Origin of the sequence: Acidihalobacter prosperus, from assembly GCF_000754095.2 — a bacterium.
GTDB lineage: Bacteria > Pseudomonadota > Gammaproteobacteria > DSM-5130 > Acidihalobacteraceae > Acidihalobacter > Acidihalobacter prosperus.
In genome coordinates this window covers 450,199-469,056 of the sequence record NZ_JQSG02000006.1, presented here as the reverse complement: position 1 = coordinate 469,056, position 18,858 = coordinate 450,199, and the positions used below count along the sequence as shown (strand labels likewise).

The 18,858-nt window shown below is 66.4% G+C and carries 17 protein-coding genes; 10 read left to right on the top strand and 7 right to left on the bottom strand.

The features are described 5' to 3' along the window. Window position 1: 1 nt before the first annotated feature. The 5 genes from rpoZ (at window position 2) to soxA (ending at window position 6,041) form a co-directional block, all read left to right on the top strand. Window positions 2-262 carry a DNA-directed RNA polymerase subunit omega gene (gene rpoZ / locus THPRO_RS12920; protein ID WP_038092704.1) on the top strand — a complete coding sequence of 87 codons (261 nt, stop codon included), beginning with the start codon at window positions 2-4 and terminating at the stop codon, window positions 260-262. Window positions 263-316: 54 nt separating this feature from the next. Continuing rightward, on the top strand, window positions 317-2,500 hold the full coding sequence (gene spoT, locus THPRO_RS12915; protein WP_038092706.1) for a bifunctional GTP diphosphokinase/guanosine-3',5'-bis pyrophosphate 3'-pyrophosphohydrolase: 2,184 nt from the start codon (window positions 317-319) through the stop codon (window positions 2,498-2,500). A gap of 67 nt (window positions 2,501-2,567) precedes the next feature. Then, complete coding sequence (locus THPRO_RS12910) at window positions 2,568-2,951, top strand: RidA family protein (protein WP_038092708.1); 384 nt, start codon at window positions 2,568-2,570, stop codon at window positions 2,949-2,951. A gap of 46 nt (window positions 2,952-2,997) precedes the next feature. Continuing rightward, on the top strand, window positions 2,998-5,076 hold the full coding sequence (gene recG / locus THPRO_RS12905; protein WP_065089726.1) for an ATP-dependent DNA helicase RecG: 2,079 nt from the start codon (window positions 2,998-3,000) through the stop codon (window positions 5,074-5,076). Window positions 5,077-5,177: 101 nt separating this feature from the next. Beyond that, window positions 5,178-6,041: a sulfur oxidation c-type cytochrome SoxA gene (gene soxA, locus THPRO_RS12900; protein WP_052064614.1), complete on the top strand. Its 864-nt coding sequence runs from the start codon at window positions 5,178-5,180 to the stop codon at window positions 6,039-6,041. 282 nt (window positions 6,042-6,323) lie between these two features. On the opposite strand, the gene THPRO_RS12895 is transcribed toward soxA, so the two are convergent. Beyond that, the gene (locus THPRO_RS12895) at window positions 6,324-6,770 is read right to left on the bottom strand and encodes a DsrE family protein (protein WP_065089724.1); all 447 of its coding nucleotides are present in this window, start codon (window positions 6,768-6,770) and stop codon (window positions 6,324-6,326) included. A 155-nt stretch (window positions 6,771-6,925) separates the two neighbouring features. Between THPRO_RS12895 and nfi the strand changes: the two genes are divergently transcribed. After that, a complete protein-coding gene (gene nfi, locus THPRO_RS12890; protein ID WP_052064615.1) occupies window positions 6,926-7,645 on the top strand; it encodes a deoxyribonuclease V in 720 nt (239 codons plus the stop codon). A 67-nt stretch (window positions 7,646-7,712) separates the two neighbouring features. Further along, complete coding sequence (locus THPRO_RS12885) at window positions 7,713-8,738, top strand: CHAD domain-containing protein (protein ID WP_145930860.1); 1,026 nt, start codon at window positions 7,713-7,715, stop codon at window positions 8,736-8,738. Here the strand turns inward: THPRO_RS12885 and THPRO_RS12880 are convergent. Together THPRO_RS12880 and THPRO_RS12875 are read right to left on the bottom strand one after the other, a co-directional pair. Then, window positions 8,702-9,061 carry a Rieske (2Fe-2S) protein gene (locus THPRO_RS12880; RefSeq protein ID WP_065089722.1) on the bottom strand — a complete coding sequence of 120 codons (360 nt, stop codon included), beginning with the start codon at window positions 9,059-9,061 and terminating at the stop codon, window positions 8,702-8,704. The two genes, THPRO_RS12885 and THPRO_RS12880, sit on opposite strands and share 37 nt — an antisense overlap. Continuing rightward, window positions 9,058-9,948 carry a PfkB family carbohydrate kinase gene (locus THPRO_RS12875; RefSeq protein WP_038092785.1) on the bottom strand — a complete coding sequence of 297 codons (891 nt, stop codon included), beginning with the start codon at window positions 9,946-9,948 and terminating at the stop codon, window positions 9,058-9,060. The genes THPRO_RS12880 and THPRO_RS12875 overlap by 4 nt, the downstream gene beginning before the upstream one ends. A 77-nt stretch (window positions 9,949-10,025) precedes the next feature. On the opposite strand from THPRO_RS12875, the gene THPRO_RS12870 reads away from it, so the two are divergent. After that, a complete protein-coding gene (locus THPRO_RS12870) occupies window positions 10,026-10,427 on the top strand; it encodes a YybH family protein (RefSeq protein ID WP_038092716.1) in 402 nt (133 codons plus the stop codon). Continuing rightward, complete coding sequence (locus THPRO_RS12865; RefSeq protein WP_038092719.1) at window positions 10,424-10,852, top strand: YybH family protein; 429 nt, start codon at window positions 10,424-10,426, stop codon at window positions 10,850-10,852. Before THPRO_RS12870 ends, THPRO_RS12865 begins: the two co-directional genes overlap by 4 nt. Here THPRO_RS12865 and THPRO_RS12860 read toward each other — a convergent pair. The 4 genes from THPRO_RS12860 to THPRO_RS12845 form a co-directional block, all read right to left on the bottom strand. Beyond that, window positions 10,821-13,595, bottom strand: coding sequence for a bifunctional diguanylate cyclase/phosphodiesterase (locus THPRO_RS12860; protein ID WP_052064616.1), 2,775 nt, complete (start codon window positions 13,593-13,595; stop codon window positions 10,821-10,823). The genes THPRO_RS12865 and THPRO_RS12860 overlap by 32 nt on opposite strands. After that, window positions 13,592-14,578 carry an ABC transporter substrate-binding protein gene (locus THPRO_RS12855; protein ID WP_052064617.1) on the bottom strand — a complete coding sequence of 329 codons (987 nt, stop codon included), beginning with the start codon at window positions 14,576-14,578 and terminating at the stop codon, window positions 13,592-13,594. Before THPRO_RS12855 ends, THPRO_RS12860 begins: the two co-directional genes overlap by 4 nt. 116 nt (window positions 14,579-14,694) lie before the next feature. Further along, window positions 14,695-15,975, bottom strand: coding sequence for a mechanosensitive ion channel family protein (locus tag THPRO_RS12850; RefSeq protein WP_065089721.1), 1,281 nt, complete (start codon window positions 15,973-15,975; stop codon window positions 14,695-14,697). Continuing rightward, the gene (locus THPRO_RS12845) at window positions 15,972-17,243 is read right to left on the bottom strand and encodes an AmpG family muropeptide MFS transporter (RefSeq protein WP_201786989.1); all 1,272 of its coding nucleotides are present in this window, start codon (window positions 17,241-17,243) and stop codon (window positions 15,972-15,974) included. Before THPRO_RS12845 ends, THPRO_RS12850 begins: the two co-directional genes overlap by 4 nt. A gap of 34 nt (window positions 17,244-17,277) precedes the next feature. On the opposite strand from THPRO_RS12845, the gene THPRO_RS16400 reads away from it, so the two are divergent. After that, window positions 17,278-18,834, top strand: coding sequence for a metallophosphoesterase family protein (locus THPRO_RS16400; RefSeq protein ID WP_161489987.1), 1,557 nt, complete (start codon window positions 17,278-17,280; stop codon window positions 18,832-18,834). The last annotated feature ends 24 nt before the right edge of the window (window positions 18,835-18,858 follow it).

Here is an 18,858-nt window from a genome sequence, read left to right as displayed (position 1 = left end):
CATGGCCAGAATCACCGTCGAAGATTGTCTCGCCAACGTCGACAACCGTTTTCAGCTGGTGTTGATCGCGTCGAAGCGTGCCCGTCAGATTGCCTTGGGCGCAGAGCCGCGCGTGCCGCTCGAGAACGACAAGCCCACCGTGGTCGCGCTGCGCGAGATCGCGGAAGGGCTGACCGACTCCAGCGTACTGGACGAGGTGGTTGCCCGCGAACACGGTCTGGAATCGCCGATCAGCGAGCAGGAAGTCCGGGAGGAGATCTAAACGATCTCTCCCCAGGCCCGTTCGGGCCCCGCGCGCCAGCGCCGGTAGATACCCATGGTTGAAGTCGTAGCACCGTCACAGCCGAATGCCGCCCCTGGCGCGAACCGGGGTGAGGCCACGCGCTTTCTGGTCAGCGACCTCTGCAAGATGTTGGAGGTGTACCTGCCGCCGGAGCAGGTGCGCGAGGTCTACCGCACCTATCTTTTCGCCGCCGAGGCCCATCTCGGCCAGAACCGCCAGTCGGGCGAACCCTATATCTTCCATCCATTGGCGGTGGCCCGCGTCATGGCCGGCATGCGCATGGACCATCACAGCATCATGGCGGCCATCCTGCACGATGTGATGGAGGACACGCCGGTCAGCAAGGACCAGTTGCGTGAAACCTTCGGCGAGGAAGTGGCCGAATTGGTCGACGGCGTCAGCAAGCTGACCCATCTCAAGTTCGAATCGCATGCCGAGGCGCAGGCCGAAAACATCCGCAAAATGATGATGGCCATGGTGCGCGACCTGCGCGTCATTCTGGTCAAGCTGGCCGACCGCCTGCACAACATGCGCACCCTGTCCGCGCTGCGCCCCGACAAGCGTCGCCGGATTGCCCGCGAAACCCTGGAAATCTACGCACCCATCGCCCAGCGTCTGGGCATGAACGGGCTGCGTCGCGAGCTCGAAACCCTCGGCTTTGCCGCTCTCTATCCGATGCGTTTTCGCGTGCTTTCCGGCGCGGTGGAGCGTGCCCGCGGGCGACGCAAGGAATTGATGCAGAATGTCGAAGCCGCCATTGTCCGGCGGCTGGAGGAGGTCGGTATCGAGGCGCGTGTCGTCGGTCGCGAGAAAAATCTCTATTCGCTGTACCGCAAGATGCGCGGCAAGCGCATGCCCTTTGCTGAAGTCTTCGATGTTTTCGCGATCCGTGTGGTGGTGGCCGACATCGACACCTGCTACCGCGCGCTCGGCATCACGCACAATCTCTACAAGCCGGTGGCGGGGCACTTCAAGGACTACATCGCCATTCCCAAGGCCAATGGGTATCAGTCGCTGCACACCATTTTGTTCGGGCCGCACGGCATTCCCATCGAGGTGCAGATCCGCTCGGAGGAAATGGACCGGGTCGCGGAAAGCGGCATTGCCGCGCACTGGCTGTACAAGTCCGGCGAGGGCGGTAGTGCCGGCGCAGGCACCCAGGCGCGCGCGCGGGAGTGGCTCAAGGGCATCCTGGAAATGCAGCAGCGAGCGGGCAGCTCGCTCGAATTCCTGGAGAACGTCAAGGTCGACCTGTTCCCCGACGAGGTCTACATCTTCACGCCCAAGGGCGCGATCATGGAGCTGCCGCGAGGCGCCACGGCGGTCGATTTCGCCTACGCCGTGCATTCCGACATCGGCAATACCTGCGTTGCGGCAAAGATCGACCGGCATCTGGCGCCGCTGTCGTCGGCGCTGGAAAGCGGTCAAACGGTCGAGATCATCACCTCGCCCACGGCACGGCCGAATCCGGCCTGGCTCAATTTCGTGGTCACGGCCAAGGCGCGTACCGGCCTGCGTCATCGGCTCAAGAGTCTGCAGGGAGACGAGGCCATCGCGCTCGGTCGCCGCCTAATGGAAAAATCCCTGAGCGCGGCGGGCAAGACCCTGGAATCGATCGATCCCGAGCGGCTGGCCGAATTGCTGGCCGCATGGGGGCTGGCGGACCTGGATGCCTTGCTCAACGACGTGGGTCTCGGCAATCGCCTCGCACCGCTGGCGACACGTCGCCTGTTGGGCGAAACCGACGAGGGCGACGCGCCGGCCAGCGGCGGCAAGCCGCTGGTGATCCGCGGCAGCGAGGGCTTGGTGCTGACCTTCGCCAAGTGTTGCTATCCGCTGCCTGGCGATCCCGTCGCCGGCGTGCTGAGCGCCGGGCGGGGACTGGTGGTGCATCGGGAAACCTGTCGCAACGTGGTCGAGTTCCGCGACAAGCCGGACCGCTGGATGCCGCTGCAGTGGGCAGACGAGCCCAGCGGGGAATTCGCCGCTGCGATCCGGGTGATGGTGTCCAACCAGCGAGGCATGCTGGCGCAGATCGCGGCGCGCATCGCCGAAACCGATTCAAATATCGAGAACGTCTCCTTCGAGGAGCGCGACAGCATGCTAACCACCATGACCTTCGTGCTCAGCGTGCGCGATCGGCGGCATCTCGCGCGCATCATGCGCCGCTTGCGTGCGGTGCCCGCGGTCACCAAGATCACCCGCGTGCGCGGCTGACGCGGCAAGTGACCGGGCGGCGGATTCCCGGTACCCTGTGCGCCTTCGACCCACGGGAGCTTGCGTCATGAAAAAGGAAGTGATTTTCACCGAAGAGGCCCCCAAGGCCATCGGCACCTATTCCCAGGCGGTACGCGCCGGCGACACGGTTTATCTTTCCGGGCAGATCCCGCTCGACCCTGCCACCATGGAGTTGGCCGGGGACGACATGGAGACCCAGATCAAACAGGTCTTCGATAACCTGTCGGCCGTGGCGAAGGCTGCCGGCGGCAGTCTGGCCGATGTGGTCAAGCTGAATATCTTCCTGACCGATCTGGTCCACTTCCCCATGGTCAACCAACTGATGGCCGAGTACTTCTCCGAGCCCTACCCCGCGCGTGCGGCCGTCGGCGTGGCCGCGCTGCCGCGTGGAGTGGGCGTGGAGATGGAAGCGGTCATGGTGCTCGGCTGAACGACTGGGCCGGCGCCGTGTGGCGAACTCCCGGCCCGTACGCCTCATGACCGCACTGAGCCTGCAATCGCCGGTCGCCGCCATGAAAGGAGTGGGCGAGCGGCTTGCCGAAAGGCTCGCGCGCCTCGGTATCGAGCGCGTCGAGGATCTGCTGTTCCATCTCCCGCTGCGCTATCAGGATCGCAGCCGGCTGACGCCGCTCGGCGGCCTGCGTCCGCAGCAGGAGGTGCAGGTCCAGGGGCGGGTGCTGCATGCGGAGGTCGTGGTGCGCCGTCGGCGCGCGCTGCTGGTCCGCATCGGCGACGACAGCGGCCAGCTCACGCTGCGTTTTTTTCATTTCGGCGGCACGCAACGCCAGCAGTTTGCGCCGGGGCACTGCGTGCGTGCGTTCGGCGAAGTGCGCGCGGGGGCGGCCGGACTGGAGATGGTCCACCCCGAATACCGGATACTGGCCGCGGCGGAGTCGGAGCCGCTCGAAAGGACCCTGACGCCGGTTTATCCGACCACCGAAGGTGTAGGGCAGGCGACTCTGCGGCGTCTGATCGGACTCGCCCGCGCCTATGGCGGACTGCACGAATGGTTGCCGGACGATCTGTTGCCGGTCGCGTTGCGCTATGGCCTGAGCGAGGCCTTGAGCTTGATTCACGCGCCGCCGGTTGATGTCGATACCGCCGCACTCATGGCCGGCCGGCATCCCGCGCAGCGACGGTTGGCCTTCGAGGAACTGGTGGCGCACCAGCTCGGGATGGCGCGTCTGCGCGCACAGGCGCGCGCCGAGGCCGCGCCCGCATTGCCGCGTCCCGAGCGCGACGCCCTGAGCACCCGTTTCGTGGCGAATCTGCCCTTTGCCCTGACCGCCGCCCAACGTCGCGTGCTCGAAGAAATCGCGCACGATCTGGGGCGGCCGCACCCCATGCTGCGTCTGGTGCAGGGCGACGTGGGTTCCGGCAAGACCGTGGTGGCGATCGCCGCTTGCCTGCAGGCGGTGGACGGCGACTGTCAGGCGGCGCTGATGGCGCCGACCGAACTGCTGGCCGAGCAGCATTTCCGCAATGCCGAGCGCTGGCTGGCGCCGCTTGGGGTGCGCGTGGCCTGGTTGTCCGGGCGGCTGCGGGAATCGCGACGGAACGAAATGCTGGCCGAGCTGGCCGATGGCCGCGCAGCGCTTGCGGTGGGCACGCATGCGCTGTTCCAGGCCGCAGTGCGCTTCGCCCGGCTTGGGCTGGTGGTCATAGACGAGCAGCATCGGTTCGGCGTGCACCAGCGGCTCGCGTTGCGCGAAAAGGCGACCGCTGCAGGGCTGCATCCGCACCAACTCGTGATGACCGCGACCCCGATTCCCCGGACGCTGGCAATGACGGCGTATGCCGATCTGGACTACTCGGTGATCGACGAATTGCCGCCGGGGCGCAAGCCGGTGGTGACAGTGGCCATTCCCGATACGCGTCGCCCGGAAGTCGTCGAACGCATCCGCGCGGCGGTCGGGCGTGGCCAACAGGTGTATTGGGTGTGCGCGCTGATCGAGGAGTCGGAGGTGCTGCAGTGCGAGACCGCCGAGGCGACGCATGCGCTGCTGAGCGAGGCCTTGCCGGAAATGGCGATCGGACTCGTGCACGGTCGTCTGAAGGCGACGGAAAAGGAAGCGATGATGCACGCGTTCAAGGATGGACGAATCGATTTGCTGGTGGCGACCACCGTGATCGAGGTCGGCGTCGACGTACCGAATGCCTCGTTGATGATCGTGGAGAACGCCGAGCGGCTGGGTCTGGCTCAATTGCATCAGCTGCGCGGTCGCGTCGGCCGCGGGTCCGAGGCATCGAGCTGCGTGCTGCTATATCATCCCCCTCTGGGGGAGACCGCACGCCGGCGGCTGCAGGTGATGCGCGAAACCCAGGATGGGTTCGAGGTGGCTCGACACGACCTCGAAATCCGCGGTCCGGGCGAGCTGCTGGGGACGCGCCAAACGGGGCTGGCGCGGCTGCGCGTGGCCGACATGGTGCAGGACGGCGATCTGATCCCCGCCGCGCTCGAGGCGGCGCACAGGTTGGTGGCGCAGGCGCCGACGGAAACCGATGCGCTGATTCGGCGCTGGGTGGCGGGTGGGGTACGCTATGCGCAGGTCTGATGTAATGGAACGTTTGCAGCACTCGTGACAGGGCTGGCTATAATCAACCCATTGGGCATGCCCAAGGTATTCATAAATGTTGTCGATCTGAAGGAGGCGCAATGAGAACAATGTTCAAGGGAGCAGGAGTTGTCGGAATGGTCGGTGTGGTCGCCGCCATGCTGGGGGCGCCCGTGCTGGCACAGGCCAGCCCGGAGCAGGACCTCAAGGCGTTTCGCCATTTCTTCGAGCAACGCTTCCCCGGCGTGCCGCTCAAGGCCTATGCCGATGGCGAATGGATACCGGGCATCAACTCAGAGGATGCGATCAGTCAGTACAAGAGCATCATGGAATTCCCGCCTCAGGATGAAGGCATCGCGGCCGGCAAGCGTCTGTTCGACAAGCCCTTCGCCAATGGCAAGACCTATGCGAGCTGCTTCCCCAAGGGCGGTATCGGCATTCGTCAGAACTACCCCTACTTCGACAAGCAGACCGGGCAGGTGGTGACCCTTGAGTCCGCCATCAACGACTGTCGCGTCAAGAACGGCGAAAAGCCGCTGCCCTGGCAGAAGGGCAAGCTGGCCGAGATCTCCGCCTATATGGCGAGCACCTCCGACGGCAAGCTGCTGCACGTGACCGTGCCCAACGACCCGGCTGCCCTGGCTGCTTACGAGCGCGGCAAGGATTTCTTCTACGCCAAGCGCGGTCAGCTCAACTTCTCCTGTGCGGCCTGCCACATGGCGCATGCCGGTCAGAAGCTGCGTACGCAGACCCTCAGCCCCGCGCTGGGCATGCTCAATGGCTTCCCGGTCTACCGCGCCAAGTGGAGCAACCTGGGTACCGTCGACCGTCGTTTCATCGGCTGCAACAAGCAGGTCCGGGCCAAGCCCTTCAAGCCGCAGAGCGTCGAGTATCGCGACCTGGAGTACTTCATCTCATACATGAGTAACGGCATTCCGATCACAGGCCCCGGCTACAGGAACTGATTGCTTCACCGTGCTGGCCCATGACCGGCGCCCTGCCGGTCATGGGCCATTTTTTTGCCCGTGCGCTCGGCTCTGCCTGGGCTAGCCAGGCGATGGGGCCGAGGGGATGCGTATCGGCGATCGAGGGTGATTCCGCTGGCTGCACACGGCAATTCGGCGCGCGCAGCGGCCGTTGCCATGCGCGTTCGAGGCCTGGCGGTGACCGGTATGGTACGGGGAGAGGCGGTGGCGGGGCGCGGGTAGTGCGCCCGGTACCCGACGCGGGCACCGGGCGCCTCGGGGTCATTCCTTGATTTCGGTCCAGCCGGCGTTGTGGCGTTTGACGATCTCGGCGATGGCGCCGGGTACCACGGTAACGCCGTTGGCCAGCTGCGCCTTGGTAATGTGCATCGCCTTCATGGTCTGATGGCAGGCCGCAAACTTGACGCCGTACATGGACAGGCTCTGGATGTCCTGCGCGTAAGGCGAATTCTTGAGCAGGAACTTGAGGCCGGGACCCCATGCGATCACTTCGGCGTGCGCAGTGTTCATGCCCACGACCTTCTCCATGGTTCTCAGGTTGTTGATGGTGATGGCCCACTCGGCGTGGTTGTTCTGGTTGACCTCGAGCAGTACCTTGAACGGGCCAGTACCCCAAGGCGGCGTCTTGTGGGTGGCGGCCATGGCACTGGTGGTGCCCAGGGCGCACAGGCCGAGGGCGAGAGAGGCGAGTTTGAGGTGACGATTCACTAGGTGGCTCCTGGCTGGTGGTATGGCGGGCTGTTGCCCTTGGAAGTCCGACATGCCCAGACGCTCTGCGGCGTCTTTTGTGATGCCCGCCTATGGCGGCAGGCGACCCCTGCCGGACGCATGGATTGCCCACGGATTACGTGGTTCAACACTATATGACGCAACAGCAGCCGGCTTTAATCCACGAATGGGCCGTCACGCCCGCCGAGGCGCGGCGCATCCAGACGCGCCTCGCCGCGAAAGTCTCGCTGGCCGATGCCTATCCCGCCCTGCGGCGGGTGGCCGGTGTCGACGTCGGTTTCGAGGATGGCGGGGCGGTCACGCGGGCCGCGCTCGTGTTGCTGAGCTGGCCCACACTAGAACCGTTGGAGCAGGTGCTGGTCCGGCATCCCACCCGGTTCCCGTATGTGCCCGGCCTGTTGTCGTTTCGCGAGCTGCCGGCCGTACTGGACGCGTTCGAGCAACTTTCCGCTGTACCCGACCTGGTGTTTTGCGACGGACAAGGGGTGGCGCACCCGCGCCGGCTGGGCATAGCGGCTCATCTTGGCGTGCTGACGGGGCTGGCGTGCATCGGCGTAGGCAAATCCCGTCTGATCGGCCGTCACGATGCGGTCGGCGACCGGCGCGGCGACTGTACACCGCTGTGGCTGGATGGGGCGCGTATCGGCAGCGTGTTGCGCAGCCGCACAGGTGTGCGGCCCTTGTATGTTTCGCCCGGTCATCGGGTTGCCCAGGAAACGGCGCCGCAGCTGGTGATGCAGGCGCTCACGCGTTTCCGTCTGCCGGAACCGATCCGGGCGGCGCACCGGCTGGCCTCGGCGCCTGCGATCGCGCGTGCCGCGGAGCGATCCGCAAGCCGAAGCCCGCGAAGTTGATCTGGCGCAGGGTGGCGGCGCCGCGGCAAGGATAAGTTTCGCAGAGGAACATCCGCTGCGAGGCTACATGGTTGACGGTAAGAAATCGGTGGCCGCCGACACGAGTCGTCTGCTCGAGCATCAATTGAAGGTGGCGGATCGTGCGATGGCCAGGCTGGCGCGATCGCAAGATGGCGACGATAGCCTGCATGACTTCAGGGTCGCGATCCGACGCATACGCAGTCGTTTGGCCTTGCATCGCGACGGCGCCAAGGGTGTCCGCTCACTGCTGCGCGATCTGCGCAAACTCTCGCGTACCAGCGATATCGCCCGCAACGCCGAAGTCTGGCTGGCGTTGCTCGATACGCTGGGCGTTGGGAGTACGCGTCAGGAATCCGAGGGCGTGACGCAGATGCGCGCGCAGCTGGCACGCACGGCAGACGAGGAATGGGCGTGCGCCCGTGCAGCGGCGCAGTGCCGCTATCCCGATTTGCGCGCGCGCATGCGCGTGCTTGCGTCCAGGTTGGCCGAGGACGATCAGGCCGAATATGAGGGCGAGGTGCCCCGCTACCGGGCACAAGCGCGCCATTTGTGGCGCGATCTGGACGAGGCGCTGTCTATAGCCTGGCCCGAGATGGAAAGCGAGTCCGCGCACCGAGCGCGGCTGCTGGCCAAACGTCTGCGCTATCTGCTGGAATCGGATGAGTCGATCTACGGGCAGGGTGCATGTGGCGACGTGATCGATGCTCTCAAGGCCCTGCAAACGCATTTCGGCGAATGGCGCGACGCACAGCTGTTTGGCGAATGGCTGACGGATGCGGCCGCTAGCGCCTGCGGCGCGCAGGCGCGCGACATGATGCGTGCCGCCCTGCGCGAGGACGTTCAGGGTTTCGCTATCCTGAGGACACACGAAGCCCTGCCGGGGTTGGTTTATCTCGCCACGCAGCTGAGCGCGCATCTGGCGATGCTGCGTGGTCGGTTGCAGGACTGGTATACCGGAGGGGAGGCGCGCGCACTGCGGCAGCGACTGGAGGCATTGCTGACCGAGAGGGACCGCCCAGCAGCGATGGATGTGGGTCATTCCTCGGGCATGTCGGGTGGCGAATCGAGGTAGATGCGGCCATTGCCCACCCGCAAGGGGACGGGCGTGAGACGATCGCCGAGGCAGGGGCCGGAGATGCAGTGGCCGTCGTGGATGCGGAATCTCGCGCCATGGGTGGCGCAGACGATGTATTGGCCGTCCCGGTCGAGCACTTCACCCGGCACCCAGTCCAGCGGCGTGCCGAGATGGGGGCAGTCGTTCAGATAGCCGTGTACATGCCCTTGATGGCGTATCACGACGATGGCAAGGCGCTGGCCGTGCCGTTCGATTTCCAGCGCGATGCTGCCCGGGTCCGGGAGCGATTCCAGTTCAAGCAGCGGCTGCCTGCCGTTCATGACGGGCGCGCCTTGCCAAGATGCGCGAATCCATGTGCGGTCACCTTGTGTCCCGCGAGGGCGACCGCCCGCGCCAGCGCTTCGTCGAGGGTGGCGCCGGTGGCCAGCGCGGCGATCAGGCCGGCGTTGAAGGCATCGCCCGCGCCGAGGGTGTCGACCGTCTGTCCCGCCTTGACTGCCGGCGCATGGACGGCCTCTCGCGCGAGTTGCCGGTTCGTCGCCAGAGCCCAGGCGCCGGCCTCGCCCCAGGCGCAGACCAGGCTGGCACGTGGCGCGTGGGGACGCATCGCGGCCAGCAGTTCGGCAGCCTGCGTGTGGCCCCGTGCCAGCGCATAGGCTCGGCTGAAGATGAGCACGTCGGCATAGGGCATCAGCCGCTCGATGTCGGGGCGGGGTTTTTCGATTTCGAGCGAGATCGGCTGATCGAGCAGGCGTTTGCGCGCATGACGCAACATCGCTTCGGTTTCGGCGACGTTGCGGCCCTCGAAGTGGAGCCAGTCGAAGCGCTCGATCGGCACCGCCCGGAAATGCGCGTACCGTAGCTCGGGCAGGTCGCGATAGTGGATGATGGTGCGCGACCCGTTGGCGGCGCTGAGCGCGACGTAAGAGGTCGGCGTTACGCCGGCCGCGAGCGGCGCGTAGCGGTGACCGACGCGTTCGGCATCCAGTTCGGCGCGTATGCGCCCGCCGCCATCGTCATCGGCCAGCAGCGCGAGCAGTTCGGCGCGATGGCCGAGACCGGTCAGCACGCGCGCGGCGTTGAGCGCATTGCCGCCGGCGCTGATGCGGCGGGCGCTTGCGCGCAATTCCTCGTCCTCGGCCGGGTAATGGTCGACCGTGTTGATGATGTCCAGCGTGGCGATGCCGGCGAGCAGGAACAGGCTCATGCGCGTCGCTCTGTCGTTGTCGGGCGGCATAACCTACCATAGATGCCGCAGAGTCCGGAGATCATGGAGTTGCCCACATGGACAAGCCCGAGGATGCCGAGCGCGCATTTTACGAAGCCTTCGTGGCGCGCGATACCGATGCCATGATGCGGGTCTGGGCGCATAGCGACGCGATCGTGTGCATACACCCGGGCATGGGCCGGCTGAAGGGTGTGGAGGCCGTTCGGGCCAGTTGGGCTGAGCTGTTCGGCGCCTCGCGCGCGGCGCCTGCCCGACTGCAGATCCAGCCATTGTCGCGCACGCGCTCGCAGCGCGTAGCCGTGCATGCGGTGATCGAGCGCTTTGCCACCGAGGGCGAGTCCGGTCTGGTGTTCGCGGTCAACGCCTTTCACCGCGACGCGGCGGGGTGGCACCTGGTGTCCCACCATGCCTCGCCCGGCTGGACCGAGACGGCTGAGGCTCGGGGGGCGCTGCATTGAGCGCGACCGGGTTCGCCACTCCCGATGACTGCGAGGCGGCCTATTACGCCGCGCTGCAGGCCGCCGATCCGGAGGCGATGATGGCCGTCTGGGCGGAAACGCAAGAGGTACTGTGCATGCATCCGGGGCCGAACGCGCGTCCGCAGGTTGGTGCCCGCGCCGTGCTGGAGGGGTGGCTCGGCGTGTTCGCCCGGGCGTTGGACGTACGGATACTGCCCGTGTGCCTGTGGCGGGAAGCCGACGATGACCTGGCGGTACACGTGGGCGAGGAGCGCATCGTGCGGGCCGGCGAGCTGTCGCCGAGTGGCGTTCTGCATTACAGCAACACCTACCGACGTTTCCCGGAAGGCTGGCGTATGATTTCGCACCTCGCCACGCCGCAGGCGAGCGCGTCTACACCGCCGACGTCCCAGGGTCTGCATTGAGCATGCGTGTCGGCGCGGCGAACGGTGCTGGGCGCGGCCGACCGATGTGAAAGCCCTGCACGTAGTCGACGCCGATCTGCCGCAATAGATCCAGCGTCGCCTCGTCCTCGACCGATTCGGCGATGATGTGCAGGCCGAAGGCCCGTCCGATCTCGCAGAAGGATTCGACCAGGCTGCGGTCGGTTGCATCCTGCAGCATGCCGCGCACGAATTCGCCCTCGATCTTGAGAAAATCCACGGGCAGGCGCTTGAGATACGTGAAGGAGCTCAGGCCGGCGCCGAAGTCGTCGAGCGCGAAGCGCACACCGCGGGCACGCAGCTGGCGAATCAGGGTCTGCGCGCCGTGCATGTTGCTGATTGCGGCGGTTTCCGTGATTTCGAAGCAGATCTGCCCCGGATTGACGCCATGGTGGCGCAGACGTTCAAAGACATAACCGGCCAGGTGGGGGTCGCCGACCGACTGGCCGGACAGATTGATCGTGTACAGGGTGTCGTGCGGGCTACCGGCACTGCGCGCCACCAGCGCGAGCGCGAGGTCGATGATCCGGCGATCGAGTTCCGCCATCAACTGGTAGCGCTCGGCGGCGGGAATGAATAGATTCGGCGCGGCAAGGCTGCCGTCGTCCAGGTGCATGCGCAGCAGGAACTCATGCAGCTCGCGCGGTCGGGCCTCGGCGTTGAGCGGCAACATCGGCTGGGTGTAGAGCACGAATCGTTCGTCGTGCAAGGCTTCCTGCAGACGCGTCAGCCAGAGCATCTGGCCCGAGCGGTGGGCGATCGCCTTGTCGCCGGCGTCGTAGATATGCAGGTTGTTGCGCCCCCTGTCCTTGGCGGCCAGACAGGCGAGATCGGCCATGACGAGCAGATCGCCGGCGTCCTGTCGGGCATCGGCCACCCTGACCAGGCCGATGCTTACCCCGATATTGAAATGTTGCTGTTCCCAGCTGAAATCGAAGGCGCGTGCGGCCTCGATCAGTTGCTCAGCGATCCGCTCGGGCGGTTCGACGGCATTGGGGGGCAGCAGCAAGCCAAATTCGTCCGCGCCCAGGCGCGCGAGCACGGTGCCGGAGGGAAGCACGGTATCGAGCAGCCAGGCGAACTGGCGCAGCAATTCGTCGCCGGCGCGGTGACCGGCGGTGTCGTTGACGAGCTTGAAGTGGTTGAGATCGACCTGGCACAGTGCGCCATCGGAGCCCTTGGGCTGGCACAGGCTCAGCCATTGGCGCAGATAGGTCTCGAAGCTGCGACGATTGAGCAGCCCGGTCAATGGGTCGCGGGACGACTGGTAGTCGAGCGCGTCTTCGAGTTCGCGCTCGCGGCTGAGGTCGCGCAGTACCAGGGCCAGCCCGCCCGCGGCATCGTCGCCGCGGGTCAATGCGGTGAAGCGAATCTCCACGGCATGGCTGCGCCCGTCACGTGCGCGCAGTTCGCCTTCCAGGGATTTGCCGAGAAAGGTTGCGACGTGCTCGGGAGCAACAGACATGGGCGCGTGAGTGCGTTCGTCACGCAGCATCGCGACGGTGTCGAGGGGATGGCCGATGGCCATGGCCATCGGCCATCCGGTCAGTCGCGTGGCGACCGGGTTCATGAACTGGACGCGCATCCGGGCGTCGGTGGTGATCACCGCATCGGTGATCGAGCTGAGGGCGATTTCGGCCTGCTCGCGACTGTGCGCCAGCTCGCGTTCCGCGGCTTGTTGTGCGTGTCGCGCCTGGCGGCGCAGTCCGGTCACCCATCCCAGGGCGCCGATGAACATCCAGGGCAGCAGCATGGCCGGCACGATCGTGCCTGGCCGGACGTCCGAGAACGCAGTGTGACGGTCTAGCCGGATCAGGAGCCGGTGGTGGTCGACGTTCAACTGGCGCTCGATCCGGTAGCCGGGCAGCCAGCTGGACAGCATCCCGGATGATGGCATGCTGCGGCGGTAGATGAGACGCGGCGAGTGCGTGTCGCCTTCGGGGTTGAATATGCTCAGGCCCCAGCGCGGGTGGGCGATTTCGATGTCGTCGAGCATGCTAGGAAAGTCGACCGAAACCATGAACATGCCGCTGAGCTGACGCTGGCGCTGCTGTGCGTCGCGAGGCGGGTGAAAGCCGTAATAGGTCGCCATCAGAGCCAGATAGCCGGGATGGTCGCCATTGAAGTGCGGGACATCGACCACCGCCATGCGCCCGCTCCGGATGGCGTATTCGACGGCCTTGGCGATGCGGGGATTGCTCAGCAGGTCGGCGCCGAGGTGTCTTGCATTGTGCGGCGTCAGCGGCGCGAGAAAGCTGACGATCAAGGCCGGCGCGTCGGCTGACACGATGCCTTCGGGCTCGCCGAGCGGATGGATGCGAAACTGCGGATAGCCGCGTTCACGCATTTGTGCGACGTAAGGTTGGCGCGCGTCTGCGGTCAGCCAGCGCAGGTATGCGAAATTGGAAAAATACGGATAGCTGCGCAGCAGGGTGCTGCCAACGGAAAGCAGCTGGTGGGTGTTATGCAGGGCGCTTGCCTGATAGAGGCCTGAGAGTGGGGTGAGGACGGCGCGGTCGGCGGCCAGGCGTTGGGAAATCAGCTGTACGATACTGGTGGCCTGGGTGTTGTAGACGCGCCGAGATTCGTTCAGGTTGAGCCAGCCGAGGATCGTCGCGAGCGCAAGACTCAGCAGCAGCGCGGCCGCCAGCCCGGCGGCGATTTCGCGCCATGAAAACAGGCGGTCGCCGCGCGCCGCGACGTTGGGCGGAGGCGTCGCGTTCATGGGGCGTCGGCTCGCTTGGCGACGCTCGCGATCCAACTGGGCAGGCGGATGCCCGCGGCCTCGAGCAGCGCGGCGTTTTGCCATTCGTCCCAGTCGCGGCTGGGGATGATCGGGATTTCGGCAGGTTTGCTGCCTTCGAGTATGGCCACGGTCGCCGACGCCGCCCAGAGACCCTCCTCTTCCGCACTACGGGTGAAGCCGAGCATGGCGTAGGGCATCATCCACGTATAGGTGGTCAGGGTCAGGCGGCGGTTGTCCTGTTTGATGGCGGCCAGCGCGGCTGCCGGCTCCCAGTGCCGGATACCGGCGGGCGAGCCGAGCACGATGAAGCCGTCCGTGTGTTGCGCCTGGATCAGGGCGTCGATCCAGGCCTTGCCTGTTTTCACCAGCGCGGCATTGACGCGTATGCCGAGGCTGTCCGCCGCCTGGGTCAGTGCCTCCAGGTCGCGTCGCTCGGTGACGGTGTCGGCGGCGAGGTAGGTCAGCGTGTCGCCGTGCCGCACGATGGTTTGTGCCGCCTCAAGCAGCGGCAGAAACGGCGCGCGTTCGATCATCCCGGTGGCGTTGGGCCAGGGTAGGCCATAGGGGGCGACCGAGGCGTTGATGCCCGCGAAGACGAGCGGAATGCCGGTGCCGAGCAGATAGGGCAGCCCGACATAACGCATGGCGTTGTCGTCGAGACAGATGACCACGTCAGGTTTCCAACTGCGGATCAGCGCGTCGACGCGCTGCGCCGCTGCGGCGATCTGCGCCGGCGCCGGTTGCCGTTTGCTGTCGAGTTCGGCGACCCTGATCTCGCAATGCGAGGCGAGCCCAGTGCGCAGCCCGCCCAGTTCCCCGTCGCTCCAGGCGTAGCCGGTATGGTAGGAGGAAACGATCAGGCAGCGTGGAGAGGGGGCGGCCGATGCGTGCGCGCACAGCATCAACCCCAGAATCAGGGTGATGACGGGGCTCTTGCGTGCGCAGCCGATCCATCCGGTCATGGCGTGCCTTGGCGTATCGCTTTGTCGTTATGGCCAATTCTATGCCTTTGAGTCTAGCGGCTCGTGGCGTCCGGGCGGATGTTAGCAGAGCGGTGCCCGCCTGCCGATAGCGCAGCTTAGCGCCGGCCGCCGTCCAGGCTGCCGCCGCCCGCAGGCAGGTGCACCACCCGCTGGGGGTACGGAATGGTGATGCCGTGGTTCTTGAAGGCGCGCCAGATGGCGAGATTGAGCTCGGAGCGGATGTTGTTCACGCCGGCCTCCGGGTCCTGAATCCAGGCACGCAGTTCGAGGCGCATGCCGTTGTCGTCGAATGAGAGCAGGCGCGCGCCCGGCGACGGGTCGTCGAGTATGCGCGGATGCGCGCGGGCGACCTCCTCCATCAGGCGCAGCGCGTGCTCGGGATCGTCGGCGTAGCTGATGGTGACCGGCGTCTTGAGGCGCACCTTGCGGTCGCTATAGCTCCAGTTGATCACCTGCGAGGTCACGAGGTTTTCGTTCGGGATCAGGGTTTCCACGCCGTCGCGGTCGCGCACGACGATGTAGCGGGCGCGCAGCTCCTGCACCCAGCCGAAGCGGTCGCCGATGCTGATCACGTCGCCGGGCCGGATGGAGCGGTCGAACAGCAGGATGAAGCCGCTGACGAGGTTGCTCGCGATGCGCTGCAGGCCGAGGCCGAGGCCGACGCCGAGGGCGCCGCCGAACACGGTGAAGGCGGTCAGGTCGATGCCGACCAGATTCAGTCCGATCAGCAGGCCGAAGACCAGCATCACGAACTTGATCACCTTGGCGATGCCTACGCGCAAGCTTGCGCTGATGCCGCCCGCGGCCATGATCTGGCGCTCGATGGCGCTGCCGACCCACCAGGTGAGCAGGAACACCACGCCGATCAGCATGCCGGCCTTGAACAGCGTCAGCAGGGTAATGGGATGCGTCCCGGGGGTGAGCTGCACGCGGTCGAGCAGTTTCGACAGCGGTTCGAGCCAGCCGAGCAGGTGCAGCGCGACCACCGCCCAGATGGACAGGCCGACGATCTGCTCCCAGGCGCGCAGCGTCGGCCCCGGTCGAAGTCCCTGGCGCAGGAAGTAGACCAGCAGCCGGATCGCGGCCAGCGACAACAGCAAGGGGGTCATCACCGCCAGTATCTCGCCGGGACGGTGTGTGGCCAGCAGCGCGGCGCGTCCGGTCAGGGTGACGAGTAGCGCCGCCAGCGGAAAGGCGAGTCGTTCCGAACCGCGCAGCAGAATGCGGCGCAGGCTGCGCTGCGGGGCGTTTTCGGTGGCCTGGGCCACGCGCTGCGTGGCCAGGCGGTGGGCCAGCCAGCCCACGGCCAGCGCCAGCGCGACGGCGGCGATCTGCCACAGCCGATCCGGCGTCAGCATCTGGATGTATGTGTTCATGGCGAGGTTTCCGGCGGCGTGCCCGCCGGTCGCAGCCAGCCGCGGAAGCGCGTGAGCAGCAGCAGCCCCGGTACCGCGAGCAGGGCGCAAACGATGAAGAACATCGGCCAGCCGAGATCCTGCGCCATGTAGCCGGTGCTGGCGGCGAGCAGGGTGCGCGGCACCCCCATCAGGCTGGTGAGCAGCGCGTACTGCGTGGCGGTGAATTCCTTGTTGGTCAGGTTCGCCATGAAGCCGATGAAGGCGGCCGTGCCCATGCCGCCGGTGAAGTTCTCGAAGGCGATGATCACGGCCAGCCAGCCGAGCACGGGGCCGGTGTAGAACAGCCAGGCGAAGGCGGCGGTGGACAGGGCCTGCAGCAGCCCGAACAGCCACAGGGCACGGTACTGGCCGATGCGCAGGATGCCGATGCCGCCGGCGAAGCCGCCGAACACGGTGGCCCAGAAGCCGAACAGCTTGACTACCGCGCCGATGTCCGCCTTGGAGTAGCCGAGTTCCAGATAGAACGGTGTGGTCATGGTGGTGGCGAGGGTGTCGCCGAGCTTGTAGAGCAGGATGAACAGCAGGATCAGCAGCGCGTTCTGCCGTTGGCTGAAGAACTCGACGAAGGGGCCGACCACGGCGGTGCGCAGGTCGGGCGGCAGGGGCTTGTGGGTGTCCGGTTCGGGCGCGAACAGCGTGGTGACGAGGCCGGGCAGCATGAGCGCCGCCATCGCGGCAAAGGTCAGTGCGAAACCGGCGTACTGCGCGAGGATCAGACCGCCGCCGGAGGCCACCAGCATGCCGACGCGGTAGCCCCATACGTACAGCGAGGCACCGAGCCCCTGTTCGTCGTCGGCCAGCGACTCGCGCCGATAGGCGTCGATCACCGTGTCCTGCATGGCCGAGAACAGCGCCACCAGCAGCGCGAACACGGCCACCAGGGTGAGGTTGCGGTGCGGATCGGTCTGGCCCAGCAGCAGGATGGCGAGCGCCAGCAGCAGCTGCAGCACGAACAGCCAACCGCGGCGGCGTCCGAGCAGCGGCGGGACGTAGCGGTCCATGAACGGCGCCCACAGGAACTTGATCGTGTAGGGAATGCCGACGAGGGCGAACAGGCCGATCTCGCCGAGGGACACGCCGGCCTGGGTCAGCCAGGCCTGCAAAAGGGTCAGCGTGAGCAGCAGCGGCAGGCCGGAGGCGAAGCCCATGAGCGCCGCCACGATCATGCGGCCGGTAAAGAATTCGCGCAGAAGCTGGCGGTAGCTGGGCGGCGTCACAAGGGGCATTCAGCATCGGGATTGCCGTATGATACATACCGTGATGCACATACGTCCCGGTTCTATCGACATCGTCGGTTCGCTCGACCCCCTGCAGGTCATGAGCATCACGTCGATCGCCGTGGCGGCGAGAACGCCGCAGCCACTCAAGCGCGATTCGGCGTTCACCGGACGCACCACGACCCGCCTGTATGCTGACGCGCACGCGGTGGTCAAACTGCGCACGGAACTGAATTTCGGCACGCGCGACAGCCGCATCTGGGCGGAGCAGGCGGTCGCGCGCGAACGCGCGCTGGCCGTCCATCCGCCTGCCAAGACCTGGTTCGTGGCCGAGGCGCCGGAAGGACCGATCATCGGCAATGTGGCGCCGCGTCTAATGCCCTTGCATGCGGAGGGCGGGCTGGGGGACGAAGCGCGTCGTTTCGCGGCCTTGGAGCCGTTGCTCAAACAATATTTTTCATTGGCCGCCCGACACGACCGCCGGCTGGACGAAGGCTTGTCCAACTTCGGCCTGGATGCGCAGGAGCGGCTGTACTACCTGGATGACGATCTTTACCCCTGGGACGATCACACCGGGTTCGCCGCCGGGCTCGGATCGTGGCTGCGGGCCGAGCCGGCCTGGTGTGCCGAGGCGCGCATCGAACAGCTGGGCCGCTGGCTGCGGACCGCAGTACTGTCTGCTTGGGGCGAGCGTCATCAGCTGCACGTACTGGGCGGGCAATTGCGTCAGGTCTTCATGCCTGCCGGCCCTGGCCGCGAAGCCATGGCGCGTCTGCAGGACCTGCTGCTGGCGCGCAAGGACGCGCGCGTCGTCATTCCCGTGGCCGCGTCGCCCGCGCTGCCGCCGGTCGTCGCGGCCGATGCCGCGCGCTTTGCGCTGCTGGCCGACGTGCACGCCAATCGGCCTGCCTTGCAAGCCGTGTTGCGGGATATCGACGCGCGCGGTATCGCGTCGGGACTGGTCCTCGGCGACGTGGTGGGCTACGGCCCGCACCCGCGCGAATGCATCGCGATGCTGCGCGAGCGCGGCTACACGGTGATCCAGGGCAATCATGATTACGGCGCGGCCACCGGCAGCACCCGTCGCGGCTTTTCCACGCTGGCGCGCGAGGTGGTGGAATGGACGCGCACGCGGCTCGATGACGACGAGCGGGCCTGGCTGGGTGCGTTGCCGCCGCATCTGCGCGGTCACGACTGGCTCGCGGTCCATGGTGCGCCGATCGACAAGCATTTCTTTTACGCCTATGTCTATCACATGACCTACACGCTGAATCTCGACTGGCTCGAGCGGGAGGGCGTGCGGCTGGCGTTCCACGGACACACCCACCTGGCCGGTGTGTACGCGCGCCGCGACGGCGAGGATCTGCATGCGACCGGCGCGCATTTTGATCTGGCGAACGCGGATCAGGCGCTGATCTGCCCGGGTTCCGTGGGGCAGACGCGCAGCGGCACGCCCGGCGCCGAATACGCCGTCGTGGACCGGGAGGCGGGGACGGTCGATTTCGTGCGGCTGGATTACGATCTTGAGGCGACCGCGTGCGATCTGCGTGCCGCCGGTCTTTCGGTGGATCTGGCGTCGCGGTTGCGGGCCGGGCGCTGACGCACCACCGTGCGGCGGTGCGTC